Source organism: Ralstonia flaminis, assembly GCF_958415495.1.
Lineage (GTDB): Bacteria > Pseudomonadota > Gammaproteobacteria > Burkholderiales > Burkholderiaceae > Ralstonia > Ralstonia flaminis.
In genome coordinates this window covers 230140-248856 of sequence record NZ_CATZLL010000002.1, presented here as the reverse complement: position 1 = coordinate 248856, position 18717 = coordinate 230140, and the positions used below count along the sequence as shown (strand labels likewise).

Annotated in this window: 17 protein-coding genes; 10 read left to right on the top strand and 7 right to left on the bottom strand. The window is 64.5% G+C overall.

Translation table 11 applies throughout. The features are described 5' to 3' along the window. Positions 1–81: 81 nt before the first annotated feature. The 3 genes from R2N11_RS03740 to R2N11_RS03730 all read left to right on the top strand — a co-directional run bounded on the left by R2N11_RS03740 (position 82) and on the right by R2N11_RS03730 (position 3767). The gene (locus R2N11_RS03740) at positions 82–825 is read left to right on the top strand and encodes a response regulator transcription factor (RefSeq protein ID WP_316680337.1); all 744 of its coding nucleotides are present in this window, start codon (positions 82–84) and stop codon (positions 823–825) included. Positions 826–827: 2 nt separating this feature from the next. Further along, complete coding sequence (locus R2N11_RS03735) at positions 828–2144, top strand: sensor histidine kinase (protein WP_316680185.1); 1317 nt, start codon at positions 828–830, stop codon at positions 2142–2144. Positions 2145–2294: 150 nt separating this feature from the next. Further along, positions 2295–3767 carry a DegQ family serine endoprotease gene (locus tag R2N11_RS03730; RefSeq protein WP_199027204.1) on the top strand — a complete coding sequence of 491 codons (1473 nt, stop codon included), beginning with the start codon at positions 2295–2297 and terminating at the stop codon, positions 3765–3767. Positions 3768–3821: 54 nt separating this feature from the next. On the opposite strand, the gene R2N11_RS03725 is transcribed toward R2N11_RS03730, so the two are convergent. The 3 genes from R2N11_RS03725 to leuC form a co-directional block, all read right to left on the bottom strand. Beyond that, positions 3822–5141 carry a 2-hydroxycarboxylate transporter family protein gene (locus tag R2N11_RS03725; RefSeq protein ID WP_316680184.1) on the bottom strand — a complete coding sequence of 440 codons (1320 nt, stop codon included), beginning with the start codon at positions 5139–5141 and terminating at the stop codon, positions 3822–3824. 97 nt (positions 5142–5238) lie between these two features. After that, positions 5239–5901 carry a 3-isopropylmalate dehydratase small subunit gene (gene leuD, locus R2N11_RS03720; RefSeq protein ID WP_199027208.1) on the bottom strand — a complete coding sequence of 221 codons (663 nt, stop codon included), beginning with the start codon at positions 5899–5901 and terminating at the stop codon, positions 5239–5241. Continuing rightward, positions 5894–7300 (bottom strand): 3-isopropylmalate dehydratase large subunit, encoded by a 1407-nt coding sequence (gene leuC, locus R2N11_RS03715; RefSeq protein WP_199027210.1) that lies wholly within the window; start codon positions 7298–7300, stop codon positions 5894–5896. Before leuC ends, leuD begins: the two co-directional genes overlap by 8 nt. A gap of 133 nt (positions 7301–7433) precedes the next feature. On the opposite strand from leuC, the gene R2N11_RS03710 reads away from it, so the two are divergent. Beyond that, positions 7434–8354 carry a LysR family transcriptional regulator gene (locus tag R2N11_RS03710; protein ID WP_316680183.1) on the top strand — a complete coding sequence of 307 codons (921 nt, stop codon included), beginning with the start codon at positions 7434–7436 and terminating at the stop codon, positions 8352–8354. A 13-nt stretch (positions 8355–8367) separates the two neighbouring features. Here R2N11_RS03710 and R2N11_RS03705 read toward each other — a convergent pair whose 3' ends face one another. Continuing rightward, positions 8368–9099: a GntR family transcriptional regulator gene (locus R2N11_RS03705; RefSeq protein ID WP_316680182.1), complete on the bottom strand. Its 732-nt coding sequence runs from the start codon at positions 9097–9099 to the stop codon at positions 8368–8370. A 183-nt stretch (positions 9100–9282) separates the two neighbouring features. On the opposite strand from R2N11_RS03705, the gene R2N11_RS03700 reads away from it, so the two are divergent. The 4 genes from R2N11_RS03700 (at position 9283) to R2N11_RS03685 (ending at position 15857) form a co-directional block, all read left to right on the top strand. Beyond that, positions 9283–10503: a pyridoxal-phosphate-dependent aminotransferase family protein gene (locus R2N11_RS03700; RefSeq protein ID WP_316680181.1), complete on the top strand. Its 1221-nt coding sequence runs from the start codon at positions 9283–9285 to the stop codon at positions 10501–10503. A gap of 202 nt (positions 10504–10705) precedes the next feature. Beyond that, positions 10706–11980, top strand: a complete 1275-nt coding sequence (locus tag R2N11_RS03695; protein WP_316680180.1) for an MFS transporter — start codon at positions 10706–10708, stop codon at positions 11978–11980. 60 nt (positions 11981–12040) lie between these two features. After that, positions 12041–12808, top strand: a complete 768-nt coding sequence (locus R2N11_RS03690) for a fumarylacetoacetate hydrolase family protein (RefSeq protein WP_199027235.1) — start codon at positions 12041–12043, stop codon at positions 12806–12808. Positions 12809–12833: 25 nt separating this feature from the next. Beyond that, complete coding sequence (locus R2N11_RS03685; RefSeq protein ID WP_316680179.1) at positions 12834–15857, top strand: FAD-binding and (Fe-S)-binding domain-containing protein; 3024 nt, start codon at positions 12834–12836, stop codon at positions 15855–15857. 38 nt (positions 15858–15895) lie between these two features. Here R2N11_RS03685 and R2N11_RS03680 read toward each other — a convergent pair whose 3' ends face one another. The 3 genes from R2N11_RS03680 to R2N11_RS03670 form a co-directional block, all read right to left on the bottom strand. Then, positions 15896–16375 carry a VOC family protein gene (locus tag R2N11_RS03680; RefSeq protein ID WP_316680178.1) on the bottom strand — a complete coding sequence of 160 codons (480 nt, stop codon included), beginning with the start codon at positions 16373–16375 and terminating at the stop codon, positions 15896–15898. A gap of 156 nt (positions 16376–16531) precedes the next feature. Further along, a complete protein-coding gene (locus R2N11_RS03675; protein WP_316680177.1) occupies positions 16532–17374 on the bottom strand; it encodes an N-acyl homoserine lactonase family protein in 843 nt (280 codons plus the stop codon). A gap of 35 nt (positions 17375–17409) precedes the next feature. Next, positions 17410–17625 (bottom strand): hypothetical protein, encoded by a 216-nt coding sequence (locus tag R2N11_RS03670; protein ID WP_316680176.1) that lies wholly within the window; start codon positions 17623–17625, stop codon positions 17410–17412. Positions 17626–17783: 158 nt separating this feature from the next. Here R2N11_RS03670 and R2N11_RS03665 point away from each other — a divergent pair, with 158 nt between their 5' ends. Together R2N11_RS03665 and R2N11_RS03660 are read left to right on the top strand one after the other, a co-directional pair. Continuing rightward, positions 17784–18128 carry an ArsR/SmtB family transcription factor gene (locus R2N11_RS03665; protein WP_199033128.1) on the top strand — a complete coding sequence of 115 codons (345 nt, stop codon included), beginning with the start codon at positions 17784–17786 and terminating at the stop codon, positions 18126–18128. After that, entirely contained in the window at positions 18115–18636 is a 522-nt protein-coding gene (locus R2N11_RS03660) for an SRPBCC domain-containing protein (RefSeq protein WP_233177168.1), read from the top strand. Before R2N11_RS03665 ends, R2N11_RS03660 begins: the two co-directional genes overlap by 14 nt. Positions 18637–18717: the final 81 nt, after the last annotated feature.

Below are 18717 nucleotides of genomic sequence, written 5' to 3'. Positions count from 1 at the left end.
ATCGCGGGCAGTTTTGCGCAATGCGTGAGCTGCCCGCGTAGCAGTTCTACAATGAGCCTTCCCCGGCTCATTTTTTTCGTCATGCGCGTACTGCTCGTAGAAGACGACGACATGATTGGCGACAGCGTGCGCAAGGGTTTGCGCCACGACGGTTTCGCCATCGATTGGGTGCGCGACGGCGAAGCCGCCGTGCAGGCCGTGATCACGCCCGGCGCCCCCAGCGCCGCCGGCGCTGACCCCGGCACCTCCATGTTCGATCTGATGCTGCTTGACCTCGGCCTGCCCAAGCGCGACGGGCTGGAGGTGGTGCGCGAGGTGCGTCAACGCGGCATCGCTATCCCCATCCTGATCCTGACCGCGCGCGATGCGGTGGCCGACCGCGTGGCTGGCCTCAATGCGGGAGCGGATGACTACCTCGTCAAACCGTTCGACCTGCAGGAGCTGGCCGCACGCATGCATGCGCTGCTGCGCCGTCAGGGCGGCCGCGCCGATCCTCTCATGCGCCACGGCGACGTGCTGCTCAACCCCGTCACGCGCGAGGTGCTGCGCGCGGGCGTGCCGGTCAAGCTGTCGGGGCGCGAATTTGCGGTGCTGCATGCGCTGCTCGCGCGGCCGGGCAAGGTGTGGTCGATCGCGCAGTTGCAGGACAACCTCTATGGCTGGGATGAAGAGGTTGGCAGCAACACGGTGGAGGTCTACATCCACGCGTTGCGCAAGAAACTCGGCAGCCACTTCATCCAGAACATCCGTGGCGTGGGGTATGTGATTCCGCGCGAGACGCTTGCGTCGCCTGCGGAACCTGCCGGCAGCCAAGACCACCAATAGCGATGCAATCGATTCGAAAAACCCTGCTGTGGTGGCTGGCCGGCGGTCTGCTGGCGGCCATCGTTGTGGCGACCGGCCTGATCTACGCGCAGGCGCGCCAGGAAGCCAATGCGCTGTTCGACTACCAGATGCAGCAGGTGGCCGCCGCGCTGCCGAGCCAGTGGATCGATCCGCCGCCGCCCGCGCTGGCCGCCATTGCGGGGGATGACGACGTGGTGATCCGCATCTGGGACGACACTGGCCGTAGCCTCTACCTTTCGCACGCGCGCCCAGACCTGCCCGAGCGCGCCGCACTCGGCTTCTCCGATGTGCGCACGCCCGAGGGCCCATGGCGCGTCTACAGCGTGGCCTATGGGCCGGCGGTCGTGCAGATCGCCCAGCCGTACAGTGCACGGCACGAAGTGGCCGCCCGCATGGCGCTGCGCACGGTGGCGCCGCTGTTGATTCTGCTGCCGTTGCTGGGGTGGATTGTGTGGCTGGCGGTGGGGCGCGGGCTGGCGCCGCTGGGCTCGGTCGCCAGGCAAGTGCAGGCGCGTGATGCCGCTGCGCTGTCGCCGCTGCCCACGCAAGGTTTGCCGGATGAGATTCGCCCGCTTACCAGCGCGCTGAATGATCTGCTGGCCCGTCTGGGTGCGGCACTCGCGCATCAGCGTGCCTTCGTTGCCGATGCGGCGCATGCACTGCGTACCCCGCTGGCCGCGCTCAAGCTGCAGTTGCAGGTGGCCGACCGCGCGCAGAACGAAGACGAACGCCGCGCTGCGCACGCTGATCTGCATCGCGGTGTGGAACGGATGATCCGCCTTGTCGGCCAGTTGTTGACGCTCGCACGGCAGGAGCCGGGCGCGGCAGATACACGGCGCACGCCGGTTGCACTCGATGCAGTGGCGGCCGACGTGGTGGCCGAGCTGTCACCGGCGGCCATGCACAAGGGTATCGACCTGGGCATTGCCATGGAGTCCCAGCCCGCTTCTGTGACGGGCAACGGCGATGCGCTGCGCGTGCTGCTGGTCAACCTGGTCGACAACGCACTCAACTATTGCCCGCGCGGCGCGCGTGTGGATGTATCAACGGGGCATACGCCTGGCGGTGGCGTGCAATTGGTGGTGGAAGACAACGGCCCCGGCATTCCGGCTGAAGAGCGCGAGCGCGTGCTCGACCGCTTCTACCGCCCCGCACAGGCGCCTACTGGCGGCAGCGGCCTGGGCCTGGCGATCGTGCGCGAGATTGCACAGGGGCACGATGCCACGTTGGCACTTGAGGAACGAGAGGGCGGTGGTTTGCGCGTGGTGCTGCGCTTTCCATTAAGGGCAGACGCATAGCCGTTACTCCGCAGAAATACTTTGTTGCATGTGACGCCCGAGCATTTAAGTCTCGATTAAGTTTGCGTGCCTACGATGTTGGCAATCGATGGGCACGACAGGCGACCTTGTCAGTCGTGGCCCGCGTACCCAGCACGAGAGGACACGACAATGACGCGTCAAACCCTGACACGCAGCGCGGCTGCGCTGGCCGCTGTGATGGCCGTTGCAGGCGGTTACGCCTATCTGCAGAAGGACATGATCTCGCACGCGGTGGCAGCACCGCTGGCGCCGGTGGCTGCGCCGGCTGAGGTGGGTGCCCCGATGGCCGTGGCCGCGCCGATGGACTTCTCCGGCATCGTTGAGCGCTATGGCCCGGCAGTGGTCAACATCAGCACCACCGCGCATGCGCAACGCACCAGCATGCAAGGCCTGCCGCCCGGCATGAGCCCGGACGATCCGTTTGCCGAATTCTTCAAGCGCTTCATGCCGCAGATGCCGCAGCAGCGTGGCGACCAGATCGTGCGCGGGCTGGGCTCGGGCTTCATCGTCTCGGCCGATGGGCTGATCCTGACCAACGCGCACGTGGTGGATGGCGCGCAGGAGGTCAACGTCAAGCTGACTGACCGCCGCGAGTTCAAGGCCAAGGTGCTGGGCGTCGACAAACAATCCGACGTGGCCGTGCTACGCATCTCGGCCAGCAACCTGCCTGTCGTGCAGATCGGCAACCCGGCCAATACCAAGGTGGGTGAGCCGGTGGCGGCCATCGGCTCGCCGTATGGTTTTGATAACACGGTCACCGCGGGCATCGTGAGCGCCAAGTCGCGTTCATTGCCAGACGACACGTATGTGCCTTTCATCCAGACCGATGTGGCCGTAAACCCCGGCAACTCGGGTGGCCCGCTGTTCAACGTGCGTGGTGAGGTGATCGGCATCAACTCGCAGATCTACAGCCAGACCGGCGGCTACCAGGGCTTGTCGTTTGCCATCCCGATCGATGTGGCGATGAAGGTGGAGCAGCAGCTCGTGTCCACCGGCAAGGTCACGCGCGGCCGCCTTGGCATTGCGGTGCAGGAAGTCGACCAGTCGCTGGCCGATTCCTTCAAGCTGCCCAAGCCTGAAGGCGCGCTCGTCAACTCGGTGGAGGCCGATGGCCCCGCTGCCAAGGCTGGCCTGCAGGCTGGTGACGTGATCCTGCAGATCAACGGTGCCCGCATTGACCACTCGGGCGACCTGCCAGAACAGGTGGCCGAGATCAAGCCGGGCACCACGGTGCCGATGCAGATCATCCGCCAGGGCAAGCCGACCACGTTGTCGGTAACGGTGGGCGCCGCCAAGGATACGAAGGTGGCTGCCAATGAGAAAGCCGCGCCGGATCAGGGGCGCCTGGGTTTGGCCGTGCGGCCGCTGCAACCGGAAGAGAAGCGGCAGAGCGGTCTGCCCGGTGGGCTGGTGGTGATGGATGCGACAGGCCCCGCTGCCAAGGTCGGCATTCAGCCGGGGGACGTGATCCTGTCGCTCAACGGTACGCCGGTGTCGTCGGCGCAGGAGCTGCGCACGCTGGTAGACCGCGCCGGCAAACACGTCGCGCTGCTGGTGCAGCGGGATGATACGAAGATTTTCGTGCCGCTGGATCTGGGGTGATCTCAGGCTCCATTGATTCGCGATTGGCCAGTCCTGGTGGGCTGGCCATGTTGCTTAGTGAAAGAACTTGAGCAGAATCGTTGCACACACCACCATGGCGGCCCCGCCAATGCGCGTCGAGATCTGCGCAAACGGCATCAAGCCCATGCGGTTCGAGGCGGAGAGGATGGCAACATCCCCTGTGCCGCCCAGCCCGCTGTGGCACGCGGTGACGATGCCCGATTCCACCGGATACAACCCCAACCATTTGCCGACGAAGAAGCCCGAGCCCACCAGCGCCAGCACCGTCGCCGCGCAGATCGCGAAGTAGCCCGGCGTGAAGGCGGCCACCAGCTCCTTCCACGAGACAAACAGCGCGCCCAGGCCGACCAGGATGGCGAACGTCAGGTTGGTCGAGATGAACCGGTACATCTGGTAGGCGCCCAGCTCCATCTTCTGCGGCAGCACCTTCGACACCTTCAGCAGCGCCGCGCTGATGATCATCAGGATCGGCCCCGGAATGCCCGTGAACTTTGCGAGCAGCGCGCCGAAGATGAAGAACGCGCAACTGATCATCAGGCCGGCGCCCATGAGGCTCAGGTTGATGGGCACATCGGTGTGGCTGTTGGTGAGCAGGTCGGCGTCTTTGCCGGACTTGACCAGATCGCCGTTGCCGCTGAGGTGTGGCCGCTTCTCGCCCAGGGTTTTGAGCACACCGCTGGATAGGATGGCGACCACGTTGCCGAGCAATGCAGCCGGCACCAGCATGGCAATCAGTTCCGCCTGCGGCCGGCCCAGGATCTCTGCGTAACCGATCGACAGCGGCAGGATGCCTTCACCAATGCCGCCTCCAACGATGGGGACAACAATGAAGAAGAACGTGTGCTTCGGGTCATAACCGAAGAACAATCCGACGGTGATGCCCGCCACGATGCCCGCCAGCGTACCCACCAGCAGTGGGATGAACATGCGCATGAACCCCTGCACCAGCACGCGGTGGCTCATGCCCAGGATGCTGCCGGCCACCAGGCACGCGATGTACAGATACTGCAGGTTGGCCGTCTTCATGGTGGTGGTCAGCGCCTTCATCATCTCCGGGTCGATCACCTTGTAGCCGACCAGCGCGGACGGCACGAACAGGCACAGGATGGCCGCGCCGCCAATGTGCTTGAACACCGGCAGCCGCGCACCGATTTCGCCCAGCAGGAAGCCGAGCAGCATCAGCACGGCAAAGCCGCCGATCATGTCATTGGGCAGCTTCTTGTTGAGTGCCGCCAGTACGGTGATGACAGCGATCGTCACGTACACGGGCAGCGGCAGCGGGCCGATCCTGTAGTCGATCAACGCGCGCCACAGGCCGGCACGCGTGTCTTGTGCCTGGATGGATACTTGCATGGTTGTCTCCTGGTTTGACGCACGGCGCGCCTCGTCTTGAGCGAGGTGGTGAAGCGCCGGTGCTGTCGGTGCGTGTTGAGAACGGGCTGGGCCAGCCTCAGAGGCTGCTGCCCGGTGCCATTGCCGCGAGGCGTGCGCGCGTGGTGGCCGCAACGTCGCGCAGCCAGGGGCGCGTTTTCCAGTGCGTCTGCTGGAAGGCGTCGATCTCGGCCCAGCGGGCCAGCGTGGCGCCGATCATGTCCAGGCCATGCAGGAACATGTGGCGATGGCGGTCGGACAATGAGAACGTTGCCTCGACGCTGTGGCTGCGCACGGTCATCGTTTCCACATCAATGGCGATGTGGCTGGTGGCGGGGTTGGATACGTCGGCCAGGATGCGTTCGACCACTGCCGCATCGAGCATCACCAGCAGCAGGCGGTTGTTCATCGCGTTGCTGTAGAAGATCTCGCCAAAGCTCGGGGCGATGACGGCCCGGATGCCGAACTGCTGCAGGCCCCACACGGCGTGCTCGCGGCTGGAGCCGCAACCGAAATTGCTGCCGCCCACCAGCATGGAGGCCCCTTGATAGGCCGGCTGGTTGAGGACGAACGTGCTGCGCGGCTGGTGATCGGCGTCGTAGCGCAGGTCGTAGAGCAGGCCCTTGTCTAGACCGGCCTTGTCGATGCCGCGCAAGAACTGCTTGGGCATGATCTGATCGGTGTCGAGGTTGGGTGTGGGCAGCGGCGCGGCGATGCCTTCGATGCGTTGGGTGTCAGACATGGGCGGCCTCGGCTTGCTGTGCCTGCAGTTGGCGGACGTCGGTGATACGGCCGGTGATGGCCGCGGCGGCCGCCATGGCGGGGCTCATCAGGTGCGTGATGCCGCCGCGCCCCTGGCGCCCTTCAAAGTTGCGGTTGGTGGTGGAGGCGCAGCGCTCGCCGGGGGCGAGAAAGTCATCGTTCATGGCCAGGCACATTGAGCAGCCCGGCTGGCGCCATTCAAAGCCGCTGGCTTTCAGCACATCGGCAATCCCTTCCTGCTCAGCCTGGCGGCGCACCGCGCCCGAGCCAGGCACGACCATCGCACGCACGCCTGGCGCCACGTGGCGGCCGCGCACGATGGCCGCGACGGCACGCAGGTCTTCGATGCGCGCGTTCGTACACGATCCGATAAACACGCGTTGCACGGGCACACCTTCGATGGCCGTACCGGCCTGCAGGCCCGTGTAGCGCAGGGCCTGGGCGGATGCCGCGTCTGGCTGCGGGATCGTGCCCGTCACGGGAATGGCCTGATCGGGGCTGGTGCCCCAAGTCACGTACGGCGCAACGTCGCGGGCGTCGAAGCGGTGTTCGGCATCGAAGTGCGCGTCGGCATCACTGAACAATTGGCGCCAGTCGGCAAGCGCTGCGCTTACATGCGTGTTGGCCACGTCGCGCGCATGTTCCAGCACGTAGCGCGTGGCCTTGGCATCGGGTGCAATGAGCGCCCCGCGCGCACCGGCTTCCACGGCCATGTTGCACAGGGTCATGCGGGCTTCCATGGAGAGCGCGGCAATGGCGCTGCCCGTGAACTCGACCACGTAACCGCGCGCACCCTGCGCACCGATGCGGCTGATGATGTGCAGGATCAGATCTTTGGCAGTGGCGCCGTTGTGCAATTCGCCATCCACGTGGATGCGCATGTCCTGCGCCAGCCGGTAGACCAGCGTTTGCGTGGCCAGCACGTGCTCGACCTCCGACGTGCCGATCCCGAACCCCAGCGCGCCGAATGCGCCGTAGGTGGTGGTGTGGCTGTCTCCGCAGAGCACCACCATGCCGGGGCGGATCATGCCCAACTCCGGCGCGATCACGTGCTCGATGCCTTGCAGCGCGTCGTTCGTGTCGAACAGGACGATGCCGTGCTCGCTGCAGTTCTTCGCCAGGTTGGACGCCTGCAGCGCAGAGGCCGGGTCCTGGATGACGCGCACACGCACCGGGTGCGTGGGGATGATGTGGTCGACCACGGCCATCTGCTGGCCCGGCACGGCCACGGGCCGGCCTGCCTCCTCCAGCCCAGCAAAGGCTTGCGGGCTGGTGTACTCGTTCATGATGTGCAGGTCTGCGTAGAGCAGCACGTTCTGCGCATCGAGCTGGGCAACGGTGTGTGACTCCACCAGCTTTTGATACAGCGTCTTTGCCATGCTTCCTCCAATTCGGGTGGTCAGCCGGGCCTATCGGTATTGAGCCGGGACCACTGGCGAACTGGAGTGTAGACATGCAGAACGGTTTTATAATTAGGCGATAAATTTATCTATTCTTCATTTAAATTGAATAATGGATCGCGTATCGGATCTGGAGTTTTTCACCCAACTGGTCAAGCAAGGCTCGCTGGCGGCGCTGGCGCGCGAGCTCGGCGTGACGCCGCCTGCCATCACCGCGCGGTTGGCGCAGCTTGAGAAGCGCTTGGGGGTGCGATTGCTCAACCGCACGACGCGCCGGCTGAGCGTCACCCATGAAGGGGAGATCTATCTGGCCACCGGCGCGCGGCTGCTCGAAGAGCTCCAGGAGCTGGAGCAGACCGTCTCCAGCAGCCGGGGCACGCCCAAAGGGCTGCTGCGGGTGAATGCGACGTTCGGCTTCGGGCGCCGGCATATCGCGTCGGCCGTGGTGGCGTTTGCGCGGCGCTATCCCGAGGTGGAGCTGCAGCTTGAGCTGACCGACCGCTCCGTCAACCTGGCCGACAAGGCGTTCGACATCGGCATCTGGTTCGGCACGGTGCCGGATTCACGCATGGTGGCGCGCAAGATCGTCAGCAACCGCCGGCTGCTGTGCGCGTCGCCCGAGTATTTGAAGCGCGCGGGCGTGCCGCAGGTGCCACGTGATCTGCAATCGCACCAGTGCATCGTGCTGCGCGAAAGCGATGCCGCCTACGGCACGTGGTACCTCACGCGCGCCACCAAGCAGGAGACCATCAAGGTGCGCGGCGTACTGAGCACCAACGATGGCGAGACCGGCGTGCTGTGGGCGCTGGCCGGCTATGGAATCCTGATGCGCTCGGAGTGGGACATCCACGAGCACGTGCGCGCAGGACGCCTGGTCCCGGTGCTGGCCGACTGGGCACTGCCCGTGGCCGACATCTTTGCGGTGTACCCGGAGCGCGCCAATCTGTCGGCCAAGGTGAGCGCGTTCATTGACTTTCTGACGGAGTGGTTCGGGCAAGAGGCGGCGTGGGTGGAGGCCCGCCGCCTCGTGTGAGAAGCGCCCTGCGTTAGGCCCGCTTTCGCGCGCCTTGCGCGTTGTGCTCCGCTTCCAGATACATCTGCAGCACGGCATCACGCTTTTCCAGCAGGTGGCGACGCAGGATGCCCGCCAATGCCTTGCCGTCGCGCGCTTCCAGCGCCTTGATCATCTCTTCGTGATCGTGCACGGCGCGGTCCCACTTGTCGACGTGCTGGTTGGAGCGAAAGCGCATCGACATGATGCGGCGGTTGATCGCGTCGTAGGTGTTGCGCAGTGCCGAGTTGCGCGCGGCCTCGTTGATGCGGTTGTGGATTTCCTGGTTGCGGCTGTAGTAGCCCGGCAGGTCGTTCTGCGCGCGGCAGGCCAGCATGGCGTAGTGCAGCGCCTTGATCTCGGCCAGCTCCACGGGGGTGATGCGCTCGCAGGCCAGCTCACCGGAAAACGCCTCCAGCCCCGACATCAATTCAAACGTCTCGCGGATCTCCGATTCGCTCATGCGGTAGACGCTCGCGCCGCGGTTGGGCGACAGCACGAGCAGCCCCTCGGCCGCCAGCACCTTGAATGCCTCGCGCAGTGGCGTACGTGAGATGCCCAGCGTCTCGCACAGTTCGCGCTCGTTCAGGCGCATGCCCGGCGCCAGCACGCCTTCCACGATGAACTTGCGCAGGTGCTCGACCACGGTGTCATGCAGGCGCTGGCGCTCCAGCCGGGGCAGTGCCGGCGCACTGCTGCTCACGCCCATTTCTTCTGAATCTTGCATGCAAAGTCCTTTCTTCTTGCTTGCAGTGATTTTACTGCAACTCTCTCCAGCCGCATATTGCACTGCAAACGTCGGGTAAACACCGTCATTTTCGGCAAATTCTTAGCTTGGAATCCGTCGGCACTCTCTGTTAGAGTATTTTGCATGCAAAATTCAATATTCAACCACGGAGACAAGACAGCGATGCTGCAACTCGATTTCCATCCCGCCGGCCGCCACTTTCTGCAGATTCCGGGGCCGAGCCCGGTGCCCGACCGCATCCTGCGGGCGATGAGCTATCCGACCATCGACCACCGCGGTCCGGAGTTCGGCGCGCTGGGCCGCAAGGTGCTGGCTGACATCAAGAAGATCTTCAAGACTGAGCAGCCGGTGATCATCTATCCGGCCTCTGGTACTGGCGCGTGGGAAGCCGCGCTCACCAATACGTTGAGCCCCGGCGATACGGTGCTGATGTACGAGACGGGCCACTTCGCCACGCTGTGGAAGAAGATGGCCGAGGCGCTGGGCCTGAAACCCGAGTTCATCGGCTTGCCCGGTGTCGAGGGCTGGCGGCGTGGCGTGCAGGCCGACATGATTGAAGCGCGCCTGCGTGCGGACACCGCCCACACCATCAAGGCCGTTTGCGTGGTGCACAACGAAACGTCGACGGGCGTGACGTCCAACATCGCAGCGGTGCGCCGCGCCATCGATGCGGCGAGCCACCCGGCGCTGCTGCTGGTCGACACCATCTCGGGCCTGGCCTCGGCCGACTATCGCCATGACGAGTGGGGCGTGGACGTGACCGTTTCCGGTTCGCAGAAAGGGTTGATGCTGCCGCCGGGCATCAGCTTCAACGCGCTGTCTGCCAAGGCCATCGCGGCCAGCAAGCACGCCAAACTGCCGCGCGCGTTCTGGGGCTGGGAAGAGATCATCGAAGCCAACAAGAATGGCTACTGGCCCTACACACCCAATACGAACCTGCTCTATGGCCTGTCGGAAGCGCTCGACATGATCCTGGGCGAGGGGCTGGACAATGTATTCGCGCGCCACGAGCGTTTGGCCGAAGCCACGCGCCGTGCGGTGCGTGCGTGGGGCCTGCAGATCCAGTGTGCCGACCCGGCTGTCTATAGCCCCGTGCTGACCGGCGTGATGATGCCCGAGGGCGTGGATGCCGATGCCGTGCGCAAGATCATCTACGAACGCTTCGACATGTCGCTGGGGCAGGCGCTGGGCAAGATTCGCGGCACGATGTTCCGCATCGGCCACCTGGGCGATTGCAACGACCTCACGCTGATGGCCACGCTCACCGGTTGCGAGATGGGCCTCAAGTTGGCCGGCGTGCCGGTGGCCGCCAGCGGCGTGGTCGCAGCGATGGAGTACCTGGCCTCGCACACGCACACGCCCGCCTTGCGCGCGGCTGCCTGAGCGTTCTCCCAACCCGAGGGCGCTGACCCACAACCGGCGCCCTCCTAAACGAAGCACCCCTCCAGCAGACAGCGATGGCTGCGCCGTACGACTCAGTCGGCGCGTGGCCAGGGCGGCGTGCGCCCCGCCCGATCGCTCAGCGACCAAGCAGCCGGACAAAGAGCCGGCCTCTGCTGCAGGCCCACCACCAAGGAGACAAGACATGAAGCTGTTCCGAGCGACCAACGTCGTGCTGGTGATGCTATGCGTGATGTATTTCGTCACCTACCTCGACCGCGTGAATGTGAGCACCGCAGCTGCGGGCTTCGGCAACGAGTTCGGGTTGAACAAGACGGAGATCGGGCTGGTGTTCTCCGCGTTTGCGTATCCGTATCTTGTGTTCCAGATCATCGGCGGCTGGGTGAGCGATCGCTTTGGCGCGCGCCGCACGCTGCTGGTGTGCGGCGTGCTGTGGGCTATCGCCACGCTGCTCACAGGCATGGCGGGTGGGCTGATCTCGCTGCTGGCCGCGCGGCTGCTGCTGGGCCTGGGTGAAGGCGCGACCTTCCCGGCGGCCACGGCGGCCATGTCGCGCTGGGTGGCGCGCGAGAAGCGCGGCTTTGCGCAGGGCATCACCCATGCGTTCGCGCGTGTCGGCAATGCCGTCGCCCCGGCCGCCGTGGTGGCCATCATGGCCGTGTATGGCTGGCGAGAGTCGTTCTATATCTGCGGTGTCATCAGCCTGGTCTGGGTGGTGCTGTGGGCGCTGGTCTACACCGAGCACCCGAAAGACCACCCGCGCATCACGCAGCAGGAACTCGACGTGTTGCCTGCCCCCAAGCAGAAGCCGACCAGCGTGCCGTGGGGTCCGTTGTTCAAGCGCATGGCGCCCGTGACGGTAGTCTATTTTTGCTACGGCTGGACGCTCTGGCTGTTCCTGAGCTGGATCCCGCAGTACTTCCTGCATAGCTACTCGCTGGACTTGAAGAAGTCTGCCGTGTTCGCTTCAGCCGTCTTCTTTGCTGGGGTGGTGGGCGACACGCTGGGCGGCATCGTGACTGACAAGATCTACGCCCGGACCGGCAGCCTCAAGCGTGCCCGCAGCTGGATGGTGGCGCTGTGCATGCTGCTGACCATGCTGTCGCTGCTGCCGTTGCTGTTCATGCACGACCTGTATGTATCGATGGCGTGTCTGGCTGCCGGCTTCTTCTTTGCCGAGATGACGATCGGGCCGATGTGGGCCGTGCCGATGGACATTGCACCGGAACACTCGGGCACGGCCAGCGGCATGATGAATTCGGGCTCCGCGCTGGCGGCCATCCTGTCGCCGGTTATCTCCGGCTACGTGATCGACCGCTTCGGCAGCTGGGAGCTGCCCTTCATCGGCAGCATGGTGCTGATGGGCCTGGGTGTGGTGCTGGCCTTCCGCATGCAGCCGGAGAGCCGCTTCGCCAATACCCCCGCCGCGCCGGTGGCCACCGAACGTTCACCGGCCTGATGTGAACCTGATGCCAACCGGGTGCCGCTGCGGTGGCACCCGCCAATCTCACGCTTTCCCATGATCGACTCCACAGAGACCTTGGCCGAACGCCTTGCGGCCGGCTGGCAGGGCGGCGTTGCATTTGCCGAGCTGCCGCACGAACTCATCCCCACCAGCGCAGAGGCGGCGTATGCCGCGCAAGCGCAGCTGCTGATTGCCCGCGGCACCACCATCGGTGCATGGAAAGTGGGCGCCAAAGGACCGGACGCGCCCATTCAGTGCTCACCCTTGCCCCAGAGTGGTTTGCACTTTCACGGCGCCAAGTTGCCGCAGCATGCGTTTCGCCCGTTGGGGCTGGAACTGGAGATCGCCTTCTGCTTTGGCCGCGCATTCGCTGCACGTGCGCAGCCGTACGACGATGCCGAGGTGCTGGACGGCATCGCCTACATGGCCGCCGCCGTGGAGATCGTCTCCAGCCGCTTCCACGAGTGGCCGGCCGTCGACCGGTTCGCGCAGCTTGCCGATCTGCAGAACCACGGCGCGTTGGTCATGGGCGAGGTGGTGGCGTATCGCGCGGATTTTCCATTCGTGGCACCGAGCCTGTCATTCACCGTGAACAGCCGCAACGTGGTCGATTGTGCGCCGGCCAACCCCGCGGGGGACCCGCGCCGCTTGCTGCCCTGGCTTGTCAATCACGCCACGCAGCGCGGCATGACGCTGCCGTCCGGCACGCTTGTCACCACCGGCTCGTACACGGGCATGCATTTCCCAGACACAGCAACCGGCCCGAACGCCGTGTTTGGCCGTATCGATGGCTTGCCGCCCGTGGGCTTCACGCTCGCCTGAAACGCTGTTCTTCACTTGCTCCGCCATGAACGCCAGCACCCCCGCCTCATTGCTCCAACCCGTGCGCTTCGTGCCCTCGCAGGGCGCGGCGCTTTCACCACTGTTTGCCCGACTGCGCAAGGAACTGCGCGGCGATGTGCTGGCTGACCGTGCCAGCCGTGGCCGCTATGCGACCGACGCGTCGATCTACCAGATCATGCCGCTGGGCGTGGTCGTGCCGCGCGATCAGGCCGATCTGCTGCGCGCGCTCGACATTGCGCGCGACCAGAAGATTCCCGTGCTGGCACGCGGTGCGGGCACCAGCCAGTGCGGCCAGACCGTGGGCGAGGCGCTTGTCATCGACAACAGCAAGTGGCTCAACCGTGTGATCGAGTTCGATGCGCAGGCACGCACGGTTACCGTCGAACCCGGCATCGTGTTGGACCATCTGAACGCGTGGCTTAAACCGCATGGGCTGTGGTTTCCGGTGGATGTGTCGACCGGCGCGCAATGCACGATCGGTGGTATGGCGGGCAACAACTCGTGCGGTTCGCGCTCGATCGAGTACGGCAACATGGTGCACAACGTGCTCGCCATCGATGCGGTGCTGGCCGACGGCAGCGATTGCCATTTCGGCTCGGTCGCCAACGGGATTGCCGGTGGCCGCACGTTTGAGCTGCTGCGCGGGCTGGAGCGCATCGCCCAACGTGAGCGCGACGAGATCATCGAGCGCGTGCCCAAGGTGCTGCGCCGTGTGGCCGGCTACAACATCGATCTGTTCGATTGCCAGAACCCGCGCGCCTACACCGACGATGGGCACGCCAACCTGTCGCACATCCTGGTCGGCTCAGAGGGCACGCTGGCCTACAGCCGGCAGATCACGCTCAAGCTGGCGCCGCTACCAGCGCACAAGGTGCTGGGGGTCGTGAACTTCCCAACCTTCTATCAGGCGATGGACATGACGCAGCACATCGTCAAGCTCAAGCCCGTGGCGGTGGAGCTGGTCGATCGCACGATGATCGACCTGTCGATGGAGAACCCCGCCTTCCGCCCTGTCATCGAGAAGGCGCTGGTGGGCGAGCCGCAGGCCATCCTGCTGGTGGAGTTTGCCGGCGAGACGCGGGATGCACTGCTCGCGCAGCTCGATCGTCTGAGCGAGCTGATGGCCGATCTGGGCCTGCCCGACAGCGTGGTGAAGATACCCGAGGCCGGCCCGCAGAAGGCGCTATGGGATGTGCGCAAGGCCGGCCTGAACATCATGATGAGCATGAAGGGTGACGGCAAGCCGGTGTCCTTCATTGAAGACTGTGCGGTGCCGCTTGAACATTTGGCTGAGTACACGAGCAAGCTGACCGAGGTCTTCCACAAGCACGAGACCGAAGGCACGTGGTACGCCCACGCCAGCGTCGGCACGTTGCATGTGCGGCCGATTCTCGACATGCGCCGCGATGGCGCCAAGCGCATGCGCGAGATTGCCGAAGAGGCTGCCGCGCTGGTGCGCGAGTACAAGGGCGCGTACTCAGGTGAACACGGCGACGGCCTGTGTCGTGGCGAGTGGGTGGCCTGGCAATACGGCCCGCGCATCAACGCGGCCTTTGCTGAGATCAAGGCGCTGTTCGACCCCGACAATCGCTTCAACCCGGACAAGATCGTCAACCCACCGCGCATGGATGCGCGCGAGCATTTCCGGTTTGCGCCGGGCTATTCGGCCATGCCGATGCGGCCTGCGCTGGATTGGTCGGCATGGAACGTCAAGCGCGATCCGCTCACGGGGGAGGAAACCGCACCCGGCACCGGTACGGATCTGTCGCACGGTCTCGCTTCTGCCGTAGAGATGTGCAACAACAACGGCCATTGCCGCAAGTTTGACGCCGGCACCATGTGCCCGAGCTACCGCGTCACGCGTGACGAGCAGCACGTGACGCGTGGCCGGGCCAACACGCTGCGTCTGGCGGTGTCGGGCCAGCTGGGTCCCGATGGGTTGGCCAGTGAAGACGTGAAGGCCGCGTTGGACCTGTGTGTATCGTGCAAGGGCTGCAAGCGCGACTGCCCGACCGGCGTTGACATGGCACGCTTCAAGATCGAGGCGCGCCACGCGTGGAACCGCGCACACGGCACCACGCTGCGTGAACGCCTGGTCGCCTATCTGCCGCGCTATGCACCCTGGGCCACGCGCTTGCGTGGTGTGTTGGCGCTGGCCGATGCCGTGCCGTTTGTCTCGGGGCGCGTCAAACAATGGATGGGCCTGGCGCCGCAGCGCTCGCTGCCGAGGTTTGCCAAGCCGTTCCTGTCTGATGCGCGTGCGACGGTCGCGCCAGCCGAGTCAACCACGCGTGAGGTCCTGCTCTTTGTCGATACCTTCAGCAACACGCAGGAGCCCGAGAACGCGCGCGCCGCGCAGGCCGTGCTCGAAGCCGCCGGTTACACCGTGCACTTCAATGTGCGCCCTGGCGAGCGTCCACTCTGCTGCGGCCGCACCTTCCTCGCCGCCGGCTTGGTCGACGAGGCCAAGGCAGAGGCGCGCCGCACGCTGGATGCACTGCGCCCGTACCTAGAGCGCGGCGTTGCCATCGTTGGGCTGGAGCCGTCGTGCCTGCTCTCCATGCGAGACGAATTCCTGACCTATGGCTATGGCGATGCCGCGCGGCAACTGGCTGACCACGCCTTCCTGTTCGAAGAGTTTCTTGTGCGTGAGCGCAAGGCTGGCCGCTTGTCGCTGCAGCTGAAAGCGTTGGACGCGCCTGAAGCATTGGTACATGGCCACTGCCACCAGAAAGCATTCGACGCATTTACGCCGGTGCAGACCGTGCTGGGGTGGATTCCGGGGCTGAAAGTGCTGACGGTGGAATCATCGTGCTGCGGTATGGCTGGCAGCTTCGGCTACGAGGCGGAGCACTATGCCGCCTCACAGGCGATGGCGGAACTGTCACTACTGCCGGCGGTGCGCGAGCGTGCGGCGGGGGCGATCGTCGTGGCAGATGGCACGAGTTGCCGGCATCAGATCAAGGATGGTGCACAGGCAGAGGCCATCCACGTGGCCAGGGTGTTGGAGCGGGCGCTGGTATCGTGATCCAGCCGCCCAGTCCACGTGTCGTTTGAGGTGGCGCTCTAGCCCCGCCGTGCCGCTTCGATCGCGGCGATGTCGATCTTGTGCATCGTCATCATCGCGTCGAAGGCGCGCTTGGCCGCTGCTGGGTCTGGATCGCAGATCGCCTCACTGAGCACGCGTGGGGTGATCTGCCATGAGATGCCCCAGCGGTCTTTGCACCAGCCGCACGCGCTTTCCTGGCCGCCGTTGCTGACGATCGCATTCCACAGACGGTCGGTTTCAGCCTGGTCGTCCGTTGCGATCTGAAAAGAGAAGGCCTCGCTGTGCTGGAAGGCCGGGCCGCCGTTCAGCCCCAGGCAGGGAATGCCGGCCACGGTGAACTCCACCGTCAGCACGTTGCCCTGCTTGCCCGCAGGGTAGTCGCCCGGCGCGCGGTGGATGGCTTGCACCGCGCTGTCGGGAAACGTCCGCGCATAGAAGTTGGCGGCATCCACCGCATCGTTGTTGAACCATAGACAGATCGTGTTCTTGCTGGGCATGGATGTCTCCTGAAGAATCGGGCATGGGCGTGTGCTGGCTCTGACCCACTTCCATCAACCACATCACAGAGCCGGGTGCTGCGGGATGGGGCGCATGCCGCTGTCGGGACGGCCAATGTCGCACACTCGCGCAGCGGGTGTATGTCGGTTGCAGGCCTACTCGTAGTAGGCGGGGGACATCTTCAACGTATCGCGTTGCGCCTTGTCGTGATTGATCCAAAGTTGCGCATGTTCCTTGGCCAGCAGATCGGCGATGCGCTGCATGGAGGCCAGCGTCTTGTCTTTGTCGAAGTTCAGGGCGGGCACGCGGCGGTTGTCCCAGTTGCTCCTGAAGTGGACGGCGTCGCCAGACAGCACGATCGCGCCTGTTTTCGGCAGCCGCACCAGCAGCGACTGATGACCCGGCGTGTGACCAGGTGTCGAAAGAATCGTGACGCTGCCGTCACCGAATACGTCTCTGTCGCCTTCAAGTTCCGTGACTGGGTGGCCGGGCTTGAAGCGCGGCGCATTGTTGGCGCCGGGCCACTCGTACTCCGCTTTCTGCACCAGCAGCATCGCGCGCGGGAACAGCTCGACATTGCCAATGTGGTCTGGGTGGCTGTGCGAGACGGCAACATACTTGATGTCGTCGGGCGACACACCGATCTGCGCCAGCTGGCTCGCCAGCGTTTTGGGCCGGCGCCAGTAGGTTGCCTTCGGATCGGCCGGGGCCAGCCCGTCGGGCATGGCGGCGATGGCATCGTCGACGCCCGTGTCCCACAGCAGCCAGCCCTGTGCGTGCTGGATCAGGTAGCAGTTGTCGGCAAACGGCATCGATTGGCCGACATTCACACCGGGCGACCAGCGTGAGATGTCACCCGCAACACCTTCCCCGCAATTGAGGATGTAGAGGCGCCGGAGGCCACTCGCTTGCCGCACGGGCGGGCTGCTGCACCCCGCAACCAGTGCAACCACGGCGGTGAGCAGGAACCCTGCAAGGATGCGCGGCAGTTTCAGCATGACAGACTCCTTCTCAGTAAGCTGCCCGTTCGGGCTCACCTGCAGCGACATACCTGCGGGCCCCGTTGCTCCCTGGCATGGACGTTCTCCATCACGCCACGATTGCCGACCATGGCACAGTTTTGCGTGCAGACCGCTTCCAGGCTGGGGAAGCTGCTGAGGAGGTAGTCGGCAGAGAGATTCAGGCCAATGAGGGTGGTGAATGCCGTTGCAGCAATCAGCCAGACAGGAATGCGAGGCTTCTGTGTCACGGGGTGCCTTCTGGGCGCGGTCAGGATGACTCAGTGTAGGCAGCCGCCGCACGATGCGTTAGTCACACAAACGGCTTGGCGTATGACGCAGTCGGGCCGGCTGTCGTTCGCGGTCATCTTGGTTGCAGTGAGAAATCATCGAGAGTATAGTTAGCCAAATGGATAACAATGCAGTTGCGCTAGACGCGATCTTTCATGCGCTTGCAGACCCGACGCGCAGGGCTGTTGTTCATCGGCTCGGTAGCGGGCCCGCAACGGTGAGTGAACTGGCGGAGCCATTCGACATGGCTCTGCCGTCGTTCATGAAGCACGTGCGGGTACTGGAAATGACCGGGTTGATCCGTTCCAGCAAGAGCGGCCGAATCCGGACGTGCGTGCTTGAACAAGAGAAGCTGGATGCCGCCGAGCGCTGGTTTGCAGACCAGCGCGCGACCTGGGCAAGCCGGTATCGCAATCTGGACAACCTCTTAGAAGAACTGAAAGGAGAAGATGGTGAAAGCTGAACTGCAGTTTGATTTCCTCGTCGACAAGGAAAAGAGCAGCATCATCGTGAAGAAGGCGTTCGCGGCGAAACGCCAACTCGTGTGGGATTGCCACACGAAGTCTGAACTGCTCGATCGATGGTTTGCACCCAAGCCCCTGACCACCAAGACAAAGCACATGGAGTTCAAGGCCGGGGGCTATTGGCACTACGGCATGACCACCCCTGACGGCCAGACGTTCTGGAGCCGCCTGGATTATCAATCCATCAGCCCGATCGACGGCTACACGGCCCTGGACGGCTTCAGCGACGAGACCGGCGTTGTGAATCCCGACATGCCCAGGGCGCGGTGGGATGTCACCTTCACCGATGCAAAGGAACGGACACTCGTGACGACCGTTGTGGTCTACAACTCACCGGAAGATGTGCAGAAGGTTATCGACATGGGGTTGAAGGACGGCATGACCTCCACCCTTGAGCGACTCGACGAGCTACTGCTGACGATTGGTGCGCAGGAAACGCCGGTTTAAGCAGAAGACGGCCTTGCCGGATCAGGAGCAGAAGATCACCTCGATCTTCTGCTCCTGGCCACATTCCGCACTAGGCAGGCT

Coding starts and splice junctions, on each gene's coding strand:
- R2N11_RS03730 (WP_199027204.1), top strand. CDS start 2,295: ATGACGCGTCAAACCCTGACACGCAGCGCGGCTGCGCTGGCCGCTGTG.
- R2N11_RS03660 (WP_233177168.1), top strand. CDS start 18,115: ATGGTGAAAGCTGAACTGCAGTTTGATTTCCTCGTCGACAAGGAAAAG.
- R2N11_RS03705 (WP_316680182.1), bottom strand. CDS start 9,099: ATGCAAGATTCAGAAGAAATGGGCGTGAGCAGCAGTGCGCCGGCACTG.
- R2N11_RS03665 (WP_199033128.1), top strand. CDS start 17,784: ATGGATAACAATGCAGTTGCGCTAGACGCGATCTTTCATGCGCTTGCA.
- R2N11_RS03685 (WP_316680179.1), top strand. CDS start 12,834: ATGAACGCCAGCACCCCCGCCTCATTGCTCCAACCCGTGCGCTTCGTG.
- R2N11_RS03700 (WP_316680181.1), top strand. CDS start 9,283: ATGCTGCAACTCGATTTCCATCCCGCCGGCCGCCACTTTCTGCAGATT.
- R2N11_RS03710 (WP_316680183.1), top strand. CDS start 7,434: ATGGATCGCGTATCGGATCTGGAGTTTTTCACCCAACTGGTCAAGCAA.
- R2N11_RS03740 (WP_316680337.1), top strand. CDS start 82: ATGCGCGTACTGCTCGTAGAAGACGACGACATGATTGGCGACAGCGTG.
- R2N11_RS03690 (WP_199027235.1), top strand. CDS start 12,041: ATGATCGACTCCACAGAGACCTTGGCCGAACGCCTTGCGGCCGGCTGG.
- R2N11_RS03675 (WP_316680177.1), bottom strand. CDS start 17,374: ATGCTGAAACTGCCGCGCATCCTTGCAGGGTTCCTGCTCACCGCCGTG.
- R2N11_RS03680 (WP_316680178.1), bottom strand. CDS start 16,375: ATGCCCAGCAAGAACACGATCTGTCTATGGTTCAACAACGATGCGGTG.
- leuC (WP_199027210.1), bottom strand. CDS start 7,300: ATGGCAAAGACGCTGTATCAAAAGCTGGTGGAGTCACACACCGTTGCC.
- R2N11_RS03735 (WP_316680185.1), top strand. CDS start 828: ATGCAATCGATTCGAAAAACCCTGCTGTGGTGGCTGGCCGGCGGTCTG.
- R2N11_RS03695 (WP_316680180.1), top strand. CDS start 10,706: ATGAAGCTGTTCCGAGCGACCAACGTCGTGCTGGTGATGCTATGCGTG.
- leuD (WP_199027208.1), bottom strand. CDS start 5,901: ATGTCTGACACCCAACGCATCGAAGGCATCGCCGCGCCGCTGCCCACA.
- R2N11_RS03725 (WP_316680184.1), bottom strand. CDS start 5,141: ATGCAAGTATCCATCCAGGCACAAGACACGCGTGCCGGCCTGTGGCGC.